15 protein-coding genes are annotated in these 18140 nt (G+C 69.2%); 6 read left to right on the forward strand and 9 right to left on the reverse strand.

Annotated features, from left to right (window positions below):
- The first annotated feature begins 48 nt into the window (after positions 1-48).
- Both ACFP3H_RS26220 and ACFP3H_RS26225 read left to right on the forward strand, forming a co-directional pair.
- Positions 49-1284 (forward strand): Mur ligase family protein, encoded by a 1236-nt coding sequence (locus ACFP3H_RS26220; protein ID WP_378609949.1) that lies wholly within the window; start codon positions 49-51, stop codon positions 1282-1284.
- On the forward strand, positions 1281-1997 hold the full coding sequence (locus ACFP3H_RS26225; protein WP_378609951.1) for a type 1 glutamine amidotransferase: 717 nt from the start codon (positions 1281-1283) through the stop codon (positions 1995-1997). The genes ACFP3H_RS26220 and ACFP3H_RS26225 overlap by 4 nt, the downstream gene beginning before the upstream one ends.
- Before the next feature lie 2 nt (positions 1998-1999).
- Here ACFP3H_RS26225 and ACFP3H_RS26230 read toward each other — a convergent pair whose 3' ends face one another.
- Both ACFP3H_RS26230 and ACFP3H_RS26235 read right to left on the reverse strand, forming a co-directional pair.
- Positions 2000-2374 (reverse strand): type II toxin-antitoxin system VapC family toxin, encoded by a 375-nt coding sequence (locus tag ACFP3H_RS26230; RefSeq protein WP_378609952.1) that lies wholly within the window; start codon positions 2372-2374, stop codon positions 2000-2002.
- Complete coding sequence (locus ACFP3H_RS26235) at positions 2371-2622, reverse strand: type II toxin-antitoxin system Phd/YefM family antitoxin (protein WP_378609954.1); 252 nt, start codon at positions 2620-2622, stop codon at positions 2371-2373. Before ACFP3H_RS26235 ends, ACFP3H_RS26230 begins: the two co-directional genes overlap by 4 nt.
- A gap of 262 nt (positions 2623-2884) precedes the next feature.
- Between ACFP3H_RS26235 and ACFP3H_RS26240 the strand changes: the two genes are divergently transcribed.
- From ACFP3H_RS26240 to ACFP3H_RS26250, 3 genes are read left to right on the forward strand one after another with little or no spacing between them, the layout of a single operon-like run.
- Positions 2885-3670 (forward strand): ABC transporter permease, encoded by a 786-nt coding sequence (locus tag ACFP3H_RS26240; RefSeq protein WP_378609969.1) that lies wholly within the window; start codon positions 2885-2887, stop codon positions 3668-3670.
- Entirely contained in the window at positions 3667-4725 is a 1059-nt protein-coding gene (locus tag ACFP3H_RS26245) for a taurine ABC transporter substrate-binding protein (protein WP_378609955.1), read from the forward strand. Before ACFP3H_RS26240 ends, ACFP3H_RS26245 begins: the two co-directional genes overlap by 4 nt.
- Positions 4722-5513 carry an ABC transporter ATP-binding protein gene (locus ACFP3H_RS26250; RefSeq protein ID WP_378609957.1) on the forward strand — a complete coding sequence of 264 codons (792 nt, stop codon included), beginning with the start codon at positions 4722-4724 and terminating at the stop codon, positions 5511-5513. The genes ACFP3H_RS26245 and ACFP3H_RS26250 overlap by 4 nt, the downstream gene beginning before the upstream one ends.
- Here ACFP3H_RS26250 and ACFP3H_RS26255 read toward each other — a convergent pair whose 3' ends face one another.
- From ACFP3H_RS26255 to ACFP3H_RS26275, 5 genes are all read right to left on the reverse strand, one after another.
- Positions 5514-6389 carry a bile acid:sodium symporter family protein gene (locus tag ACFP3H_RS26255; protein WP_378609959.1) on the reverse strand — a complete coding sequence of 292 codons (876 nt, stop codon included), beginning with the start codon at positions 6387-6389 and terminating at the stop codon, positions 5514-5516.
- A gap of 114 nt (positions 6390-6503) precedes the next feature.
- Positions 6504-7568 carry a zinc-binding metallopeptidase family protein gene (locus ACFP3H_RS26260; RefSeq protein ID WP_378609960.1) on the reverse strand — a complete coding sequence of 355 codons (1065 nt, stop codon included), beginning with the start codon at positions 7566-7568 and terminating at the stop codon, positions 6504-6506.
- A 3-nt stretch (positions 7569-7571) separates the two neighbouring features.
- Positions 7572-8468, reverse strand: coding sequence for a transglutaminase family protein (locus ACFP3H_RS26265; protein WP_378609962.1), 897 nt, complete (start codon positions 8466-8468; stop codon positions 7572-7574).
- Positions 8465-11536 (reverse strand): circularly permuted type 2 ATP-grasp protein, encoded by a 3072-nt coding sequence (locus tag ACFP3H_RS26270; RefSeq protein WP_378609971.1) that lies wholly within the window; start codon positions 11534-11536, stop codon positions 8465-8467. Before ACFP3H_RS26270 ends, ACFP3H_RS26265 begins: the two co-directional genes overlap by 4 nt.
- A 325-nt stretch (positions 11537-11861) precedes the next feature.
- A complete protein-coding gene (locus ACFP3H_RS26275) occupies positions 11862-16298 on the reverse strand; it encodes a transglutaminase family protein (RefSeq protein WP_378609963.1) in 4437 nt (1478 codons plus the stop codon).
- Between the two features lie 115 nt (positions 16299-16413).
- Between ACFP3H_RS26275 and ACFP3H_RS26280 the strand changes: the two genes are divergently transcribed.
- Positions 16414-17052: a hypothetical protein gene (locus ACFP3H_RS26280; protein ID WP_378609965.1), complete on the forward strand. Its 639-nt coding sequence runs from the start codon at positions 16414-16416 to the stop codon at positions 17050-17052.
- 2 nt (positions 17053-17054) lie between these two features.
- Here ACFP3H_RS26280 and recR read toward each other — a convergent pair whose 3' ends face one another.
- Complete coding sequence (recR, locus tag ACFP3H_RS26285; RefSeq protein ID WP_378609966.1) at positions 17055-17663, reverse strand: recombination mediator RecR; 609 nt, start codon at positions 17661-17663, stop codon at positions 17055-17057.
- Positions 17663-18007 carry a YbaB/EbfC family nucleoid-associated protein gene (locus tag ACFP3H_RS26290; protein ID WP_378609968.1) on the reverse strand — a complete coding sequence of 115 codons (345 nt, stop codon included), beginning with the start codon at positions 18005-18007 and terminating at the stop codon, positions 17663-17665. The genes recR and ACFP3H_RS26290 overlap by 1 nt, the downstream gene beginning before the upstream one ends.
- Between the last annotated feature and the right edge of the window lie 133 nt (positions 18008-18140).

The raw sequence follows: 18140 nt of genomic DNA on the forward strand, positions 1-18140 counted from the left end.
GCACGTGGCGCGTAACACCGCGTAATACCGCGTCACTACACTCGCGGCGTGGCAGACATCTCGGTGCGCGGGCGCTTGGCCCTGCGAGCAGCGGCGGCGGCGTCGTGGGCTTCGCAGAAAGCGGGTCGCGGCAAGGGTTCGATGATCGGTGGCCTGATCGCGCTGAAGATCGATCCGTCGATCATGGCGCAGCTGGGCCGCAACCGCCGCACGGTGCTGATCACCGGCACCAACGGCAAATCCACCACCACCAGGATGACGACCGCCGCGCTGAGCACGCTCGGCGCGGTCGCGACGCAGGCCGACGGCGCCAATATGGACGCGGGCATCGTCGCGGCGCTCGGTCTGCACCCCGGCGTGGAGTTGGCGGCGATCGAGGTCGACGAGCTGCATCTGCCGCACGTGAGCGACGCGCTCGACCCCACCGCCGTCGTCCTGCTCAATCTCAGCCGCGACCAGCTCGACCGCGTGGGCGAGATCAACATGATCGAGCGCAAGCTGCGCGCCGGGCTGGCCCGCCACCCCGACACGGTCGTGATCGCCAACTGTGACGACGTGCTGGTCGCCTCCATCGCCTACGACCACCCGAACGTGGTGTGGGTGTCGGCGGGCAGCGGCTGGGCCGTCGACGCGACCAGCTGCCCGCGCAGCGGCGAACCGATCGTCTGGGAGGGCGAGAACTGGCGTTCGACCGGCGCCGACTTCCACCGCCCGCAGCCGCAGTGGTGGCTCGAGGGCGAAGAGCTGTGTGGCCCGGACGGTTTCCGCGCGCCCCTGCACCTGGCGCTGCCCGGTCGCGCGAATCGCGGCAACGCGGCCCAGGCCGTGGCCGCCGCGGTGGCGCTGGGCGCCGAGCCGTCCAAGGCGACCGACGCCACCGGCACCGTGCGCGAGATCGCGGGCCGCTACCGGACCGTCAACGTAGGCCCGCACGACGCCCGCCTGCTGCTGGCCAAGAACCCGGCGGGCTGGCAGGAGGCGCTGTCGATGATCGAGCCGTCCTCGGCCGGTCTGGTGATCGCGGTGAACGGCCAGGTGCCCGACGGCGAGGACCTGTCGTGGCTGTGGGACGTGCGCTTCGAGCACTTCGAGGGCGTGCAGGTGGTCGCCTCGGGCGAACGCGCCACCGACCTCGCCGTGCGCCTGACCTACGCCGGGGTGGAGCACACGCTCGTCCCGGATCCCGTGCGCGCCATCGCCTCCTGTCCGCCCGGACACGTCGAGGTGCTGGCCAACTACACCGCGTTCCGCGATCTCAACCGCGATCTGGAGGCCCGCAAGTGAGCGAGTCCACGATTCGTATCGGGCTGGTGCTGCCCGATGTGATGGGTACCTACGGCGACGGCGGCAATGCCCTTGTCCTGCGGCAACGCCTGCGGATGCGCGGCTACGACGCCGAGATCATCGACATCACCCTGGCCGATCCGGTCCCCGATTCGTTCGACATCTACACCCTCGGCGGCGCGGAGGACTCGGCCCAGCGCCTGGCCACCCGCCATTTGCAGAAGTACCCCGGCCTACAGCAGGCCGCCGCCAAGGGCGCCCCCGTGCTCGCCATCTGCGCCGCCATCCAGGTGCTCGGCAACTGGTACGAGACCTCGGCGGGCGAAAAGGTCGACGGCGTCAGCCTTTTCGACGTGACCACCTCCCCCCAGGACATCCGGGCCATCGGCGAAGTGACCACCACCCCGCTGATCCCCGGCCTGACAGCCCCGCTCACCGGTTTCGAGAACCACCGCGGCGGCACAACTCTCGGCCCCGACGCCGCCCCCCTGGCCCGGGTCACCCGCGGCGTCGGCAACGGCGTCGGCGACGGCACCGAAGGCGTGGTCCAGGGCTCGGTCTACGGCACCTACCTGCACGGCCCCGCCCTGGCCCGCAATCCAGAACTGGCCGACCTCCTCATCGCCCAGGCCCTCGGTATCCCGGCAGCCGACCTCGCCCCCCTCGACCTCCCCGAGGTCGAACGCCTGCGCAAGGAACGCCTGCGCGCCTGAGTTCAGCAGCGCAGCGAATCGACCTCGTACCGGAGGCAATACGGGTCGCGGGTGACCAGCGTCAGCTCCTCGCAGCGAGCCTGGGCGACCAGAATCCGGTCGAACGGGTCACGATGGATCATCGGCAGGCGGGCCGCCTCGATCGTGTGGCGGGCATCTATGGCCAGCGGCAGGAACCCGCCGCCTACCACTCGTTCGGGCAGGTCGGCGGGACCTGTGAGTTTTCCCGAAGCCTGCTTCATCGCGATCTCCCAGACCGATGCCGCGCTGACATAGACGTCGGGATCGTGGTCGAGACGCTCTCGCAGCTCCGGATCGAGCGTCGAGTCGTCGGTCAGCCACCACAGGATCACATGGGTATCGAGCAGCAGGCTCATGCGTCGAAGTCGCGCGCGATGTCGGCGTTGGTCTCCGGTGAATCCCAGTCGGCCGACAATTCCACCCGCCCACGCAATGAACCACGCCCGGTGCGATTGACTTGGCGGCTCAACGGCACCACCTTGGCAACCGGAGTTCCAGCACGACTGATCACGATTTCCTCCCCCTGCTCCACCCGCTCGATGATGCGTGACAGGTTCGTTTTCGCGTCGTGAATATTGAACCGTTCCGCCGCGCTCCCTGCCATGGCGCCTCCTTAGCTAATAGGTTAGCCCAGCGCCCGCACAGCGTCTACCAGCCCGTCGGGTCGCGGAATTTCGCTCACCTCGACTTTTACCCTCCCGCTCGGCCTACCTGCACCGATAGCGTCGACCTCCTGCAGTGCCAGGTGAGAGCCCTCGGCACCGAGAGGTGAGGAGGCCGGGGTGACCGGTGTGGTGACGGCCGAGGTCGGGACGGTCGAGCCCGTGGTCAGCCCGCGGCGGCCGAAGCGTCGGGGCGGTTCGACGGTGGCGGCGCTGGTGGCGTTGGCGATCGTGCTGGTCGGGTGGACCGGGGTGACGGCGGTCGGACTGGTCGATCCGCTGTATCTGCCGTCGCCGCGCGCGGTGTGGGACGCGTTCGTGCGCGCCAACTCCACCCACCGGATCGCCGAGGGCGTCGACCGTTTCGTGGTCGGCGAGCAGAACTACTACCTGTGGGAACACCTGCTGGCGAGCTTGCAGCGGATCGCGATCGGGGTGGGCGCGGCGATCGTGATCGGGCCGCTGGTCGGGTTCGTGATGGGCATGGTCGCGCCGGTGCGGTGGGTCACCGAGCCGGTGCTGAACTTCCTGCGCTCGCTGCCGCCGCTGGGCTACATCGGCCTGCTGATCGTGTGGTTCGGCATCGGTGACACCAGCAAGATCTGGCTGCTGTTCCTGGCCGCCTTCCCGCCCATCGCCATCGCGACGCTCGACGGCGTGCTCGGCGTCAAGCAGGACTACCTCAATGCCGCGCGCTCTCTGGGAGCCGGTCGCGCACAGGTGGTTTCGCGCGTGGTGCTACCCGCCACGCTGCCCAACGTGATCAGCGGTATCCGCATCGCGACCGCGTTCGCCTGGACCACCGTCGTCGCGGCCGAGCTCAACAACGGTATCCCCGGCATCGGCGGCCTGGCGTATATCGCTGGCACGCAACTGAATACGCCGCTGACCATCGCCTGCATCATCGTGATCGGCGTGGCGGCGATGCTGCTCGACGCGGTGATCGTGTTCATCGGCACCAAAGCTGTTCCATGGAAAGGCAAGATATGACATCCACCCTGCGCAAGGTCGTCGCGACCTCGGCCGCCCTGTCCGCTGTGCTCGCGGTGACCGCGGGTTGCGTGGAATCGGGCCGCGAGGACACCGGCGCGGCCGCGAGCTGCCCGTTCGCCGCCGATCCGAGCGTCACCAGCACCGTCCGCCTCGGCTACCAGGCCATCCCCAACGCGGACCTGCTGGTCAAGGACCGCAACCTGCTCGGCGCGTGCCTGCCCAACGCGAAGATCACCTGGAGCCAGTTCGCCTCCGGCGCCGATGTGGTGCAGGCGTTCGGCGCGGGCAGCCTCGACATCGGCACGCTCGGCTCCAGCCCGGCCACCAAGGCCCTGTCGGCCCCGCTGAACCTGCCCGTGCAGGTGGTGTGGATCCACGATGTCATCGGCACCTCGGAATCGCTGGTGGTGCGCGACAAGTCGATCACCGCGCTGTCGGGTCTGGTGGGCAAGAAGGTCGCCACCCCGTTCGGCTCCACCTCCCACTACAGCCTGCTCGCCGCGCTCGACAAGGCCGGGCTCACCGACAAGGTCGACCTGATCAACCTCGCCCCCGACGCCATTCCCGGTGCGTGGCAGGGCAATCAGATCGACGCGGCCTGGGTGTGGGATCCGACGCTGTCCAAGCTCACCGAAGCGGGCGGCACGGTGCTCACCAGCAGCGCCGAGACCGCCGCCGCGGGCGCGCCGACCTACGACGTGGCCATCGCCGACAAGAAGTTCCTCGCCGACAACGCCGCCTTCGCCACGGCATGGGCCAAGGCGCAGGACTACGCGATCGGCCAGCTGAAGAACCAGCCGAAGGAGGCCGCGGTCTCGTTGGGCGCGCAGTTGGGCATCGCGCCGGACAAGGTCGTGCCGCAGCTGGCCGGCTACGTGTACCTGTCCGCCGCCGAGCAGGCCGGGGCGAAATACCTGGGCGGCGGTTTCGCCGACGACCTCACCGGCACCGCGCGATTCCTGCTGAGCCAGGGCGGCATCGCCGCCGTCGGCACCGAGCAGCAGTACCGCGACGGCATCTCCGCCACGGCCGCGGCGGGCGCGGGCTCGTGACCACGGGGCCGGTGACCGGCGATGCCGAGCGGGTGCGGTTGACCGGGGTGAGCAAGACCTACCCCGGCGCCGAGGGCGACACCGTGGTGCTCGCGCCGACCGATCTCACCATCGAACCCGGCGAATTCGTCTGTGTCATCGGCCCTTCCGGGTGCGGCAAGTCGACGCTGCTCAATATTCTCGCGGGCTTCCTGCCGCCCACCGCGGGCACGGTCCGGGTGGGTGATCGGGTGGTCGACGGGCCCGATCCCGACCGCGGCGTGGTCTTCCAGCAGGCCAACCTGTATCCGTGGTTGAGCGTGCGCGGCAATGTGGAGTTCGGGCCGAAGGTCCGTGGGGTGCCCAAGGCCACGCGCCGCGCCGACGCGCAACGGCTGCTCGAACTGGTCGGCCTCGAGCACCTCGGCGACCGCAAGCCCTACGAACTCTCCGGCGGCCAACAGCAGCGCGCCCAGATCGCCCGCGTGCTGATCAACGACCCCGGCATCGTGCTCATGGACGAACCCTTCGGCGCCCTGGACGCCCTCACCAGGGAACGCCTCCAGCGCGAACTGCGCACCCTGTGGCGCGAACGCCGCAAGACCGTCCTGTTCATCACCCACGGCATCGAGGAAGCCATCCTCCTCGGCACCCGCATCCTGGTGATGGGCACCTCGCCCGGCCGCATCATCCACGACGTCACCCCCGACTTCCCCGGCGACGCCGACTTCGCGACCCTCCGCGCCCACCCCGGGTTCGCCGCCCTACGCGACGAACTCGCCCACCACATCTACGCCGCCCATCCCTGATCAGCTCACCGCGACCGGGCTCTTCTTCCTGGTGATGAGCCAGCCGAAGGCGGCGGCGAGCGGGAACATCAACACGCCGTAGATCGCGGCGGGGATGGCCATCTCGGTGCTGTCGAGGACGCTGATCGCGATGGTGATGGCGATGGTGCTGTTGTGGATGCCGATCTCGAACGAGCACGCGATGGCCTGGCGGTCGGCGACGCCGAGCAGGCGGGGCAGGTAGTAGCCGACGGTCAGGCTGATCAGGCAGAACACGACGGTGATGGCGCCGACATCGGCGATGGACTCGCCGAGGGTGCTGCTCTCGCTGAAGATCGTGCCGACGATGACCAGCAGCAGGGTCAGGGCCGAACCGATGCGGACCGGCTTGTCCATGCGGTCGGCGAAATCGGCCCGCCAGCGACGCACCAGCATGCCGAGTCCGACCGGGACGAGCACGATGGCGAACACCTGGATCACCTTGCCCAGCTGCAACCCGACCGTGCCGTCCTCGCCCGAGGGCTCGAAGTAGCCGAGCGCGAAGTTCGTCACCACCGGGACCGTCACCACCGCGATGATCGAATTGACCGCGGTCAGTGACACATTCAGTGCCACGTCGCCACGGAACAGGTGGCTGAACAGGTTCGCGGTCGTCCCGCCGGGCGAGGCGGCCAGCAGCATCATGCCGACCGCGAGGATCGGCGACAGATCGAAGGCCAGCACCAACCCGAACGCGGCGGCCGGCAGCACCAGCAGCTGGCAGGCCAGCGCGATGGCGACCACGCGCGGCGTCTTGGCGATGCGGGCGAAGTCGGCGCCGGTGAGCGAGAGCCCCAGGCCGAACATGATCACGGCCAGGGCCAACGGCAGGCCGATCGATACCAGGGGAGAGTTCATAGCCATCCTCGTCGAGCGTTCCGGGCCGACGTACCGGCCGGATTGAGACGCTTCGGTCTCAAACTCGGAGAGTAGCTACTTGTGACCGCCGTCGCAGCGGAATCGCGCAAACTATTACGCCGTGGTCAGTATCTCCGGCGCCGAAGCGGTACTGCTCGTGCACAGATCGTGGACGAAGCGCATCTTCTCGAGCACCCGCTCGGGCAGCACGAACGGATACAGATCGTCACGCCCCATCGAGCGGTTCACCATGTTCAACGACCAGGCCAGCGGCAACCACAACTCGATGATCTTGTCGAAACCCGCGCGCCCCACCTGCGGCCGATCCAGCGTGGCACCGGCCGGCGCCAGCCCGAACGAGGCCGCGGTGTCGAGGGTGTCGCGGATGTGCAGGTAGTGGGCGAAGGTCTCGGCCCAGTCCTCGGCGGCGTGCATGGTGGCGTAGGAGGAGACGTAGTCGCGCTTCCAACCACGCGGCGCGCCCTGCGAGTAGTGCCGGTCCAGCGCGGCCTGATAGTCGGCGTAGGGATCGCCGAACAGTTCCTTGAAGCGGTGCAGCGCGGCGTCGTCGGCGACCAAGACCGAGAAGTAGTAGTGGCCGGTCTCGTGCCGGAAGTGACCGAGCAGGGTGCGGTAGGGCTCGGCCATCTCGATGCGCAACTGTTCGCGATGCGGGTCGTCGGCCTCGGCCAGGTCCAGGGTCACCACGCCGTTGATATGGCCGGTGAGCACGCCCTTGTCGCGGCTGGACAGCAGATCGAAGGCCAGCCCGAAGGCGGGATCCTCGTCTCGACTCGTGATCGGCAGCCCGAGCTCGACCAGCTCGAAGATCAAGCGGCGCTTGGCTTTCTCGGCATCGGCGAAGGCGGCCAGCCCGGCCTTGTCGGCGTCGTTGGGCCTGGTCCGGGTGAGTCGGCACGACAGGCACAGCGCCGGGCCGTCGGTGGCGCCGTCGACGATCCAATTGCACTGCGCCACATGCAGGTTGTCGCACAGCCGGAAGCGATCACCGTCCACCACGCCCGCCGCGTGATCGACCGCCTCGTCACTGGGCGGATCCCCGATCACCACCAGCGCGCGTTCGCGCACGCTGAAACCCAGTGCGCTGCGGCACGATAGGCACACCGAATTCTCGAAGGCCAACTGCTGACCGCAATTCGGGCAGACGAAATCACGCACGGACTACACCTCCACCGGAGCTACATCGACCGAGACCTTGATTGTGGATTGCTTGGCATCGGTATAGATGATGCCACGCAGCGGCGGCACGTCCTGATAATCGCGACCCCACGCGACGGTGACATAGCGTTCGTCGGCGAACTGATCGTTGGTGGGGTCGAAGGCGATCCAGCGGCCGGTGCGGTCGGTGTCGTCGAGGCCGGGCAGCCACACCGCCGCCCAGGCGTGCGTGGCGTCCACGCCGACCATGCGTTCCTTGCCGGGCGGCGGGTCGGTGGCGAGGTAGCCGGACACGTACCGCGCGGCCAGCCCCTGCGAGCGCAGGCAGGCCGCGCCGATCCGGGCGAAGTCCTGGCACACGCCCTCGCGGGCGACGAAGACATCGGCCACGCTGGTGCTCACGGTGGTCGAACCCGAGCGGTACTGGAAGTCGTGGTGGATGCGGGTGTTGAGTTCGGTGACGGCCTCGAGCAGGGGGCGACCGGGCGGGAAGCTCTCCTGCGCGTAGGCGACGACCTCGGGGGTGATCTCGGGTGGGAGCAGGTCGAGGGTGAACTCCACGGCGAGCGGGCCGGTGGCGGCGCTCGGGCGGGCCTGCTCCCACGGCATGTCGGCGCCGGGCATGGTCGACGGGTGCGCGCCCTCGACATCGATCAGGGTCTCGCCGGTGACCTCGAGGTTGCGGTGCTCGGCGGTGACGTGGAAGTACGTGGTGGTGTTGCCGTACACGTCGGTGCCCACCGAGCGGTCCGACGGGACCGGGTCGATGTAGATCTCGTGCTCGAGCGTGCGCTGCCCGAGATATTCGCGCGGGGTGAGGTAGGCGCGCCCGTAGGAGCTGGTCACCTCGTCGGAATAGCTGTAGGTGGTGCGGTGCACCACCATGTATCGCCGGGTCATCCGACCATCCTGGTATTGCCCCACAGCGGCTGAATACCAAGGGGCACAGCGAGTTTGGATGTCTCGAACGATTCGGACAGCTTGCGCAGGCGCAAGTGCACCCCTTCCAGCAGTTCCACCAGTTCGGTCCGTACCCCGTCCTCGTCGGCGACCTCGAGATCGGCCGGGTCGACGCGGCGCAGCATGCGCTGGGCGTCGGCGAGCAACCGCTGCGACCGCGAGGCCACCGAACCGCCCGGCAGCGCCTGGAAGTCGGCCTCGAGGCGGTCGAGTTGGTAGATCAGCGAGCGCGGATTGCCCGCGTCGAACAGCAGCAGCCCCGCCAGCGCGGCCACATGGGCCGAACCACGGTGGCGGCGACGGTAACTCACCGCCGACTCGGTCGCGGCCAGCACCGCGTCGGCGACCACACCCTGCGCCTCGGCCGAACTCTGCTTGCCCAGGGTGGCATTCACCAGCGCCGTCACCGCGAGCCCGCGCTCGATGCGCTTGCCGATATCCATGACGTACCAGCCGGAGTCGCGCACCAGCGATTCCGCGCCGATGCCCGACAGCGCCAGCAACGCCGACAGCGTCTGCGAGTGCGCCGCCGAGAGCGCGGTCTCCTGTTCGGAACTGGCACTGCGGAATTCGGCCAGCGCGCGATCCATCGCACCGACGATCATCCAGGTGTCACCGGAGAGCTGATCGCGCACCGACCTGGCCGCGGACCCGTAGTGGTCCACCGCGTAGGACAGCGATCCCGCCAGCTCCCGATTCCCGGTCAGCGCGGCCAGATACTGGAACCCCTCCGCCGAGGCCCCCGCCACGGCCCGCCGCGCGGCAACACCGTCGGGCCCGCTGGAATCCATTGCCCGATGGGTGAATTGACCCTGCGACTGCCTGGTCCGCGCCACCGTGGGCTCCGCTTCCGGCTCGGGCTCGATCCCCCGCTCCGCCGTCACGCCCGTGGTGCGAAGGGCCCGCGCGAGTGCGCTGGTCCCCGCCCGCTCCCACGGCGCCTCGACCTGATCCTCCTCGGATTCCAGGCCCTCGGCATCGCTGTCCTCGGCGTGCTGGTCCGCTACCCCGGAAAGCCCGTCCTGCTCAGTGCCTTCGGCCTGCACAGACTGGCTCTGTCCGCCTTGCCCCGGGGACTGGCTCTGTCCGCCTTGTCCCTGTCCACCCTGTCCCTGGGACTGGCCCTGTCCACCCTGTCCCTGGGACTGGCCCTGTCCGCCTTGCCCCTGAGACTGGCCCTGTCCGCCCTGCCCCTGGGACTGACTCTGGCCGCCCTCTCCCTGGGACTGGTTTTGGCCACCTTGCCCCTGGGACTGGCTCTGTCCAACAGGATCCCCCTCCCCCACCGCATCGACCAGATCGGCATCATCGAAGTCCGCATCGATCGATACGAGTCCGGTCAGCCCGATTCCGTTGGGCAGCACCGACTGTGGCGCGATCGTGCCGGTGGTGATCGACAGGGCGCGCAGGAGGATCGGTAGCGCTTCGGCGCCGTCGAGCCAGGGGCGGTAGCGGAAGTCCTGGTAGACGTCGTGGGTGGCGGCGAGCAGGCGGACCACCGATTCGGCGCGTTCGCTGTAGCGGCCCATCCAGAACAGGTCGTTGAGCACACGCGGCGAACTGATCGCCTCGACCACCGGCACCGCCCGACGCAACCGCTCCTCCGGCGGCGCTTCGGCACCCACGGCGGGCACCGAGGCCGGAGCCGCGCGCACCCACACGTCCTTGGCCGCCACCTTGATCACGCTGCGGGTCGGTTCCAGCCGCATCCGCTGCTGGCCGAGTCCACCCGACATCGCCGTGTAGCCCCCGCGCCGGGCCAGCGAGAACAACCGCATCCCGACCGGCGCGGGCGCCAACCCGGACAGTTCCACCGCGGGCGCGACCGAGAACTCGGCCGGTTCCTGCCCGATCCACTTCCACTTCTCGGCCTCGATCCGAGCGGCCAGATCGGTGCGTTCGGCCGAGGACAGGCTGGGTCCGAAGATGGTCGAACCGTCGACGGTGGAGCGAAGCACCAGGTCACCGACGTGCGAGACCAGGTGCGAACGCTGGGTGTCGTCGCCGCCCCAGTACGACGGGGTCGCCTCGAGCAGCAGGTCCTCGCCCAGCACCGAGCGCGCGATGCGCGGCAGGAACAGGCTCAGCGCGGGCGATTCCAGCAGCCCGCTGCCGAGCGTGTTGACCACCGTCACGGCCCCGCGCCGCAGCACCTCGACGAGTCCGACCACGCCGAGGCGCGAGTCCGGGCGCAGGTCCAGCGGGTCGGAGAACTCGGCGTCGACGCGGCGCAACACCACATCGACCCGCTCCAAACTTCCCAGCGAGCGCATCCACAGCGCGCCGTCACGCACCACCAGGTCGGCGCTCTCGACGAGCGGGAACCCGAGCATCTGCGCGAGATAGGCCTGGTCGAACGCGGTTTCGGAGTGCGAGCCGGGACTGAGCACCACCACGACGGGCTCTTCCCCGTCGGCCAGTTCCGGCGCGGCTTCCTCGAGCATCAACCGCATGGCCCTGGCGAACGGGGTGAGCGGGCGCGGACCCGCGTGTTCGAAGGCCTCCGGGATGGCCTCGGAGACCACGCGCCGGTCGGCCAGGGCGTAGCCGGCGCCCGAGGGCGCCTGCGCCCAGTCGGCCAGCACGCGGAACTGCCCGTCGCTCCACCGGCTGATATCGCACGCGTGCAGGAACAGCTGGTGGGTGCCGGGGATCGTGATCCCGTGCGCGGCCCGCACATACCCGGTGTTGCCGAACACCAGCTCCGGCGGCAGCAGACCCGAACCGAGCAGCCTGCGTGGGCCGTAGACATCGGTGAGGACCTCGTCGAGCACCCGCGAACGCTGGACCAGCCCGGTTTCGAGGCGGGTCCAGTCCTCGGCGGAGACCAGCAGCGGAATCGGGTCAAGGCGCCAGGGTTGCGGAATCGCGGTGTCGTCGTCGCCCCCGAGGCCGACCTCGGTGTAGGTGACGCCGTCGTCCTCGATCTTGCGGCGCACGCGGTGATCGATCCGGTCGATCCCACCGATCCCGTGGTCGATGAAGTCGGCGGACAGTTCCGCCCACATGGACCGCACCCGCCCACGACCGTCGACCAACTCGTCGTAGTAGCCGGTCGTCGGCCTGCCGCACTCGTCGAAGCGCGCGCCTGTCTTGCCCTCGGCCCGATACCGCGCGAACTGCTCGGCGAGCTGCGCTCGACTGGCGGCCGGCGCCGCGGGAGTCTGCGGCCCCTGGTAACTCAACTGTTCCCTCCTCCGCTCAGTCGCTGCGCGTCATCGCGCCGTCAGTCCGGAATCCGGGGACGGCCGCGAACCCCAGAACAACTGACGTCTAGCTCACTACTTCACCAGATCGGTCCGCGTGCCGACCACCCGACCGGGGACTGTGCGACTAGCGGCCCCACACGGTGCGTGCGCGGCGTAGATCCAGGATGCCCGGTGCGCCGACATCGGTCGACTGTGCCGCGATCTTCGCACGCAGTTCGGCCGGATCCCTCGGATTCACGGTATGACCGGCCGCTTCGAATCGCCGATTGCGCCGCGATTGCGCGGCCACCGCGTTGACCGGGGCGTCGTCGTAGGCCCGGCCGCCGGGGTGCACGACGTGGTAGGTGGCGCCGCCGCGCGACAGGCCGGTGGCCACGTCGACCAGGTCGAACACCAGGGGCGCGTCGACCGTGATGGAGGGGTGCAGCGAGTTCGGCGGCTGCCACGCCCGGTAGCGAACGCCCGCCACCTGCACATCGGACTTGTCGGTGGCCAACAACGGTACGGGCATCCCGTTGCAGGTCAGGACATAGCGGCCGCGATCGGCGCCGACCACCCGCACCTGCAACCGCTCCACCGAGGAGTCGACATAGCGGGCGGTGCCCTGGCCGGTGGTCTGCTCACCCAGGGTGAGCCACGGTTCGATCGCGCCGCGCAGTTCCAGCTCCACCTCGCCGATCATGGCGGTGCCGATGCGCGGGAACCGGAACTCGGTGAACGGGTCGAGCCAGGCGGTGTCGAAGTCGACGCCCGCCGCGCGCAGGTCGGCGGCCACCTCGGCGATGTCGTTCATCAGGAAGTGCGGCAACAGGTAGCGACCGTGCAGGTTGGCGCCGTGGCGGATCAGGGGCGCGCGCAACGGCTTGTCCCAGAACATGGCGACCAGGCCGCGCACCATCAGCGACTGCACCATCGCCATCTGGAAGTGCGGGGGCATCTCGAACCCGCGCAGTTCCAGCAGGCCGAGTCGACCACGGGCCGAATCGGGGCTGTAGAGCTTGTCGATGCAGAACTCGGCGCGGTGGGTGTTGCCGGTGAGGTCGGTGAGCAGGTGCCGCAGCGCCCGGTCGATATGCCACGGCGAGGACTGGATCTCCGACGGCGTGGCACCCGGGGACTGCTCGGCGGTGAGCCGGGCGACCTCGGCGAAGGCGATCTCGAGCTCGTAGAGCGCGCCCTCGCGGCCCTCGTCGGCGCGGGGCGCCTGCGAGGTGGGGCCGATGAAACGACCGGAGAACAGGTACGACAGCGCGGGATGGCGCTGCCAGTAGGTGAGCATGGAGATCAGCAGGTCCGGGCGGCGCAGCAGCGGCGACCGTGACGGGGTGATGCCGCCGAGGGTGATGTGGTTGCCGCCGCCGGTGCCGCCGTGGGTGCCGTCGACGTCGAAGGACTCGGTGCTCAGGCGGGCCAGGCGGGCCTGCTCGTAGAGGGTGCTCAGCACGTCGGCCTGTTCGGCGAACGACTTGGTCGGCATGATGTTCACCTCGATCACGCCGGGGTCGGGCGTCACCGAAAAGGTATGCAGCCGAGCGTCGTTCGGCGGTGCGTAACCTTCCAGCACGACCGGCTGGTCGATCGCCGCCGCCGCTGCTTCGACCTTGGCGATCAGGTCGAGGAAGTCGTCGAGTTCGGCGACCGGCGGCAGGAACACGTGCAGCCGCCCCTCCCTGACCTCGGCGACCAGCGCGGTGGTCGGCGTGAAATCGGCCGACTCCACCGCGGCCGGCGGTTCGATCCGCTTCTCGCGCAACGGTTTCTGGTACAGCGGATCGGCGTCGGGCACGATCGGCGGGGCATACCAGGACACCGACCCGATCGGAAGGCGAAGTCCCGCAGGGGAATCGCCGTCGGCCAGCACGATCCGGCCGGGGCCCTCCTCGCCGCGACCGCGACGCAGCTGCCAGTCGGCACTGGCCCACCCCGCGCCGTCGGCCCGCCGGTGAATCGGCAGGACATAGGCCGCAGGGCGGTCGACCGACTGCTCCAACTTCTCGAGCAGCACCTGCCGGATCTCCGGCGAATCCTCCTCGGGATCGATATCGGCCACCGGCGGATCGCCGAACGGCGCGCTCACCGTGGCGGCCAGGCGGGCCAGCGGGTCCTCGAACGCGGGTCGCACCTGACCTTCCGGCAGGCCCAGGGTCCCGGCGATCTCGGCGATCAGGGCCCGCGCCGCGTCGATATCGGCGGCCGGCGCGCGATCCGGCAGCACCCCGGCGGCGGTGTTGTTCGGCTGCACCCGGGTGCGCACGGCGGCGTTCTGCTGCGGCGACTCGGTTCGCTGCTTGTTCGACGCCTCCTTCGCCGCCGCCTTGGCCTTCTTCCCCCGCAACTTCTTCTTCCCCACCGCCTTCCGCGCGGCCTTCGCCTTCTTGGCCGCCTTCTCCGCGGCCTTGGCCTCCCGCTTCGACGCCTTCTTCGCCGGCCGCACATTCCCGCCCGCATCGGCCCCGGCCTGCTGACTCTCGGCAGGCTGCCGCTGCTCGGCGGCCACCAACTCACCGGGCTCGTCGATCAGCACCGGCCCGTCCTCGAACTCGACCACCCCGAACCCCGCCACCTCGACCAGCGGCTCGGACTCCTCCGCCGAACCGGCCTCCTCGGCTTCGACCTGAATCTCCACCGCGACAACCGGCTCCCCCGGATCCAGGAACTCCCCCGACTCCCCCTCGATCTCATCCGAATCCCGCACCGCGACATCAGGTTCGCCCGGGTCCGCGATCTCGAGAGGATCCGTCGAACCCGCCGCCTCGATACCGAACTCACCCTCGTCCGCTTCGTCCTCGTCGGCCAGTCCCAAGGTGACCACCGCGGCGGCCACCGAACTCCTATCGGGCGCGACTGCCCCGAATACCTCACCGGGCGCGTCGATCCCGTCACCGAGACCGAGCGCGATCACGGCGGCGGCCACATCACCGACCCCGGCCGGATCGACCATGTCCAGCGCACCGATATCGCTCGACCCGTACGCCTCGTCCTCGTCGGCCAGTCCCAGCGCGACCACCGCCGCGGCGACCTGCCCGCCTCCGACCCGACGCCGCGAGTCGAACACCGCGACCATGTCCACCGGCCCGCTCACCCGGTCGAGCACCTCGGACACGCGCGGCGCGTCCAGCACCGACACCGCGTCGGCCGCACCGGGGCGGTCATCGAGCGCGGCGGCGTCGTCGTCATCGGCCAGGCCGAGCGCCACGACGGCCGAGGCCACCTCGGCACCGGCGGGCGCGTATCCGTTGTGGTGCACCGGTTCCCTGGCCACCAGTGAACGCTGGGAGACCGGCGTCCACGGGTCGGCGAGCAGGTCCTGGCGCTTCCAGATCGGTTCCCCGTCGGCGCGCCAGGCGATCGCGATCTCCCAGCGCGGCAACGGTTCTCCGGGGTACCACTTGCCCTGCCGGTACTGCACGATGCCGTTCGGGGCGTAGATCGCGCGGAGCCGGTCGGCCAGTTCGACCGCGCGTTCGCGCTTGTGCGGGCCGTCGGCGTCGGTGGTCCACTGCGCGCTCATCTGATCGTCGATGGAGACGAACGTCGGCTCGCCACCCATCGTCAAACCCACATCGGCCGCCGCCATGCGCGCGTCGATCGCGGCGCCGGAGGCGATGATGCGCTCCCACTGGGACTCGGTGTAGGGCAGCGTGACCCGAGGATCCTCGTGGATCCGCCGCACCACATTGCTGAACTCGAGGGTGGCCTCGGTGATCCCGGTGGCCCCGGTGATCGGCGCGGCCGCGCCCGGATGCGGGGTGGCGGCGAGCGGAATGTGCCCCTCACCGGCGAACAGACCGGAAGTGGGATCCATCCCCACCCAGCCCGCGCCGGGCAGGTACACCTCGGTCCAGGCATGCAGGTCGGTGAAGTCGGCCGTCGGGCCCGACGGACCGTCGTCCAGCGCGGGGACATCGGAGGTCAACTGCACCAGGTACCCGGACACGAACCGCGCGGCCAACCCCAGCTCACGCAGCACCCCGACCAGCAACCAGGCCGAGTCACGGCACGAACCGAGCGCCGAACGCAGCGTGTGATCGGGCGACTGCACGCCCGCCTCCATGCGCACGGTGTAATCCACCGCGTTGCGCAGCGCGTAGTTCAACTCCACCAGGTAGTCGATGATCCTGATGCGCCCCTGCGGCTTGTGCACCCGCGCCCAGTCCTGCAACAACTCCCCCGGCCCCGACCCGGGCCCGTCCTCGTCCACCGGACGCAGGTACGGCGCCAGATCCTCCGCCAGCGCGGCGTCATAGGCGAACGGGAAGAACTCCGCGTAATCCTCGATGAAGAAGTCGAACGGATTGACCACCTCGAGATCGGCGATCAACCCGACGGTGATCGACAACTCCTTCGTCGGATTCGGAAAGACCAGGCGCGCAACGAAATTACCGAACGCGTCCTGCTGCCAGTTGACGAAGTGCTCGGCCGGCGACACCTCCAACGAGTAGGCCTCGATCGGGGTCCGCGAATGCGGCGCGGGACGCAACCGCACCTCGTGCGGATGCACCTCGACGAGACGATCGAAGGAGTATGCCGTGCGGTGCTCGAGCGACACCTTGATGCCCATGCACCCAGTTGACCACAGACCACCGACCCCGCGTGGGCCGACGAAACCTGAGTTTCCGACTGGCACCACTTTGGAAACACGGTGGTAATAGCGCCAGCCGCTAGAGTCATGTGCTGTGAGCTATGACCACATCCTGCTGCCGTCCGGCGTCGCGAGCACCGTCGAGGAGATCGACGACTACCTGGCCGCGCAGGAGGGTCTGCCCGAGTCCGACGCGATCGCCGAGATCGCGGCCGAACTGAACGCCCGCAACGCCGAACTACCGGTGGACGACTCGTTCCTCAGCGTCGACGCGGTCGGCGGCCCCAGCGGCGAGACGCTCTACATCCCCTCGCCCTACGACGCCATCGGCTTCGTGCGCAACCTGCTCTTCGACCTGGCCACCCCGCGCGGCTACGCCGTCTACGACCCCCAGCTGACCTGGCTGATCGACCCGGCCGGGCACCTGCCGATCAACGTCACCCACGGCGGCGCGGGCGAATTCCCGTATCTCACCGAGGAACTGGCGCACCGCTGGGTCGCCGGGCTCACCGACCCGAACCCGTACCTGATCGTCGAACAGGGCGAACAGCGCTACATCCAGACCTACCGCGACCCGGGCGGCCCCTTCACCCTCGAATACCGTGACGGCTCCCCCGACCGCCACTTCGGCACCACGCTCGAGGATCCGGCGCAGGTCGCGCGCATCATCTGGGACTGGGCCAACAACAAACCCATCGACGACATCGCGACCTGGAGCCGGGTCGAACTCTAGGACTACAGGGTGCGCCGCCCCGACAGCGCGCGCCCCAACGTCAGCTCGTCGGCGAATTCCAGATCCCCGCCCATCGGCAGGCCAGAGGCCAACCGGGTCACGGTGAGCCCCGGGAAATCGCGCAGCATCCGCACCAGATAGGTGGCCGTGGCCTCGCCCTCGGTGTTCGGATCCGTCGCGATGATCACCTCGCTCACATCGACCCCGTCGACCTGATTGCCGATGCGGGTCAACAACTCCCGAATCCGCAACTGATCGGGACCCACCCCGCTCAGCGGATCGAGCGCACCACCGAGCACGTGGTAGCGACCACGGAACTCGCGGGTGCGCTCGATCGCCTGCACATCCTTGGGCTCCTCGACCACACAGATCATCGTGCGATCGCGGCGCGGGTCGGCACAGATCCGGCACAGCTCACCATCGGCGACCGTGCCGCACGCGACACAGAACTGCACCCCGTCGCGCACCTTCTGCAACGCGGCCTGCAACCGGTCGATCTCCGGCGGCTCCACCTGCAACAGGTGAAAAGCGATGCGCTGCGCGCTCTTCGGACCGACACCGGGCAGCTTGCCCAGCTCGTCGATCAGATCCTGAACCGGCCCCTCATACATCAGAAGTCGGGCAGACCGGGCAGCGAACCGCCGCCACCGAGACCCTGCGACAACGGACCCAGCCGCTCGGCCGCGAGCTGCTGCGCGTTGGCCATCGCGTCATTGATCGCGCCGATCACCAGATCCTGCAACCCGTCGACATCGTCGGGATCGACCACCTTCGGATCGATCGTCAGCGCGGTCACCTCACCGCTGACCTTGATCGTGGCCTGCACCAGACCACCACCGGCCTGCCCGGCCACCTCGGTCTCGGCGAGCTCGGCTTGGGCCTGCATCACCGCCTGCTGCATCTGCTGAGCCTGCGCAAGCAGTGCCTGCATATCGAAACCTTCTCCGGGCTGCACAACACTCCTGTGTTATTTGGCGGCTGGCGCCGCGGGGTTTTCGGCCCTGGCGGGCCTCGCACCCGAGGGACGATACTTCGCCTTCGGCGTTACGTCTCGCCCCTCGGATGCGAGGCGGGCCGAAAACCGTGCG

Source organism: Nocardia lasii (assembly GCF_042658545.1).
Classification (GTDB): domain Bacteria; phylum Actinomycetota; class Actinomycetes; order Mycobacteriales; family Mycobacteriaceae; genus Nocardia; species Nocardia lasii.

Bases quoted from the DNA above. Each gene is read 5' to 3' on its own strand.
- ACFP3H_RS26230 (WP_378609952.1), bottom strand. From the start codon at position 2,374: ATGAGCCTGCTGCTCGATACCCATGTGATCCTGTGGTGGCTGACCGAC.
- ACFP3H_RS26235 (WP_378609954.1), bottom strand. From the start codon at position 2,622: ATGGCAGGGAGCGCGGCGGAACGGTTCAATATTCACGACGCGAAAACG.
- ACFP3H_RS26245 (WP_378609955.1), top strand. From the start codon at position 3,667: ATGACATCCACCCTGCGCAAGGTCGTCGCGACCTCGGCCGCCCTGTCC.
- ACFP3H_RS26255 (WP_378609959.1), bottom strand. From the start codon at position 6,389: ATGAACTCTCCCCTGGTATCGATCGGCCTGCCGTTGGCCCTGGCCGTG.
- ACFP3H_RS26265 (WP_378609962.1), bottom strand. From the start codon at position 8,468: ATGACCCGGCGATACATGGTGGTGCACCGCACCACCTACAGCTATTCC.
- ACFP3H_RS26270 (WP_378609971.1), bottom strand. From the start codon at position 11,536: ATGTGGGCGGAACTGTCCGCCGACTTCATCGACCACGGGATCGGTGGG.
- ACFP3H_RS26275 (WP_378609963.1), bottom strand. From the start codon at position 16,298: ATGGGCATCAAGGTGTCGCTCGAGCACCGCACGGCATACTCCTTCGAT.
- recR (WP_378609966.1), bottom strand. From the start codon at position 17,663: ATGTATGAGGGGCCGGTTCAGGATCTGATCGACGAGCTGGGCAAGCTG.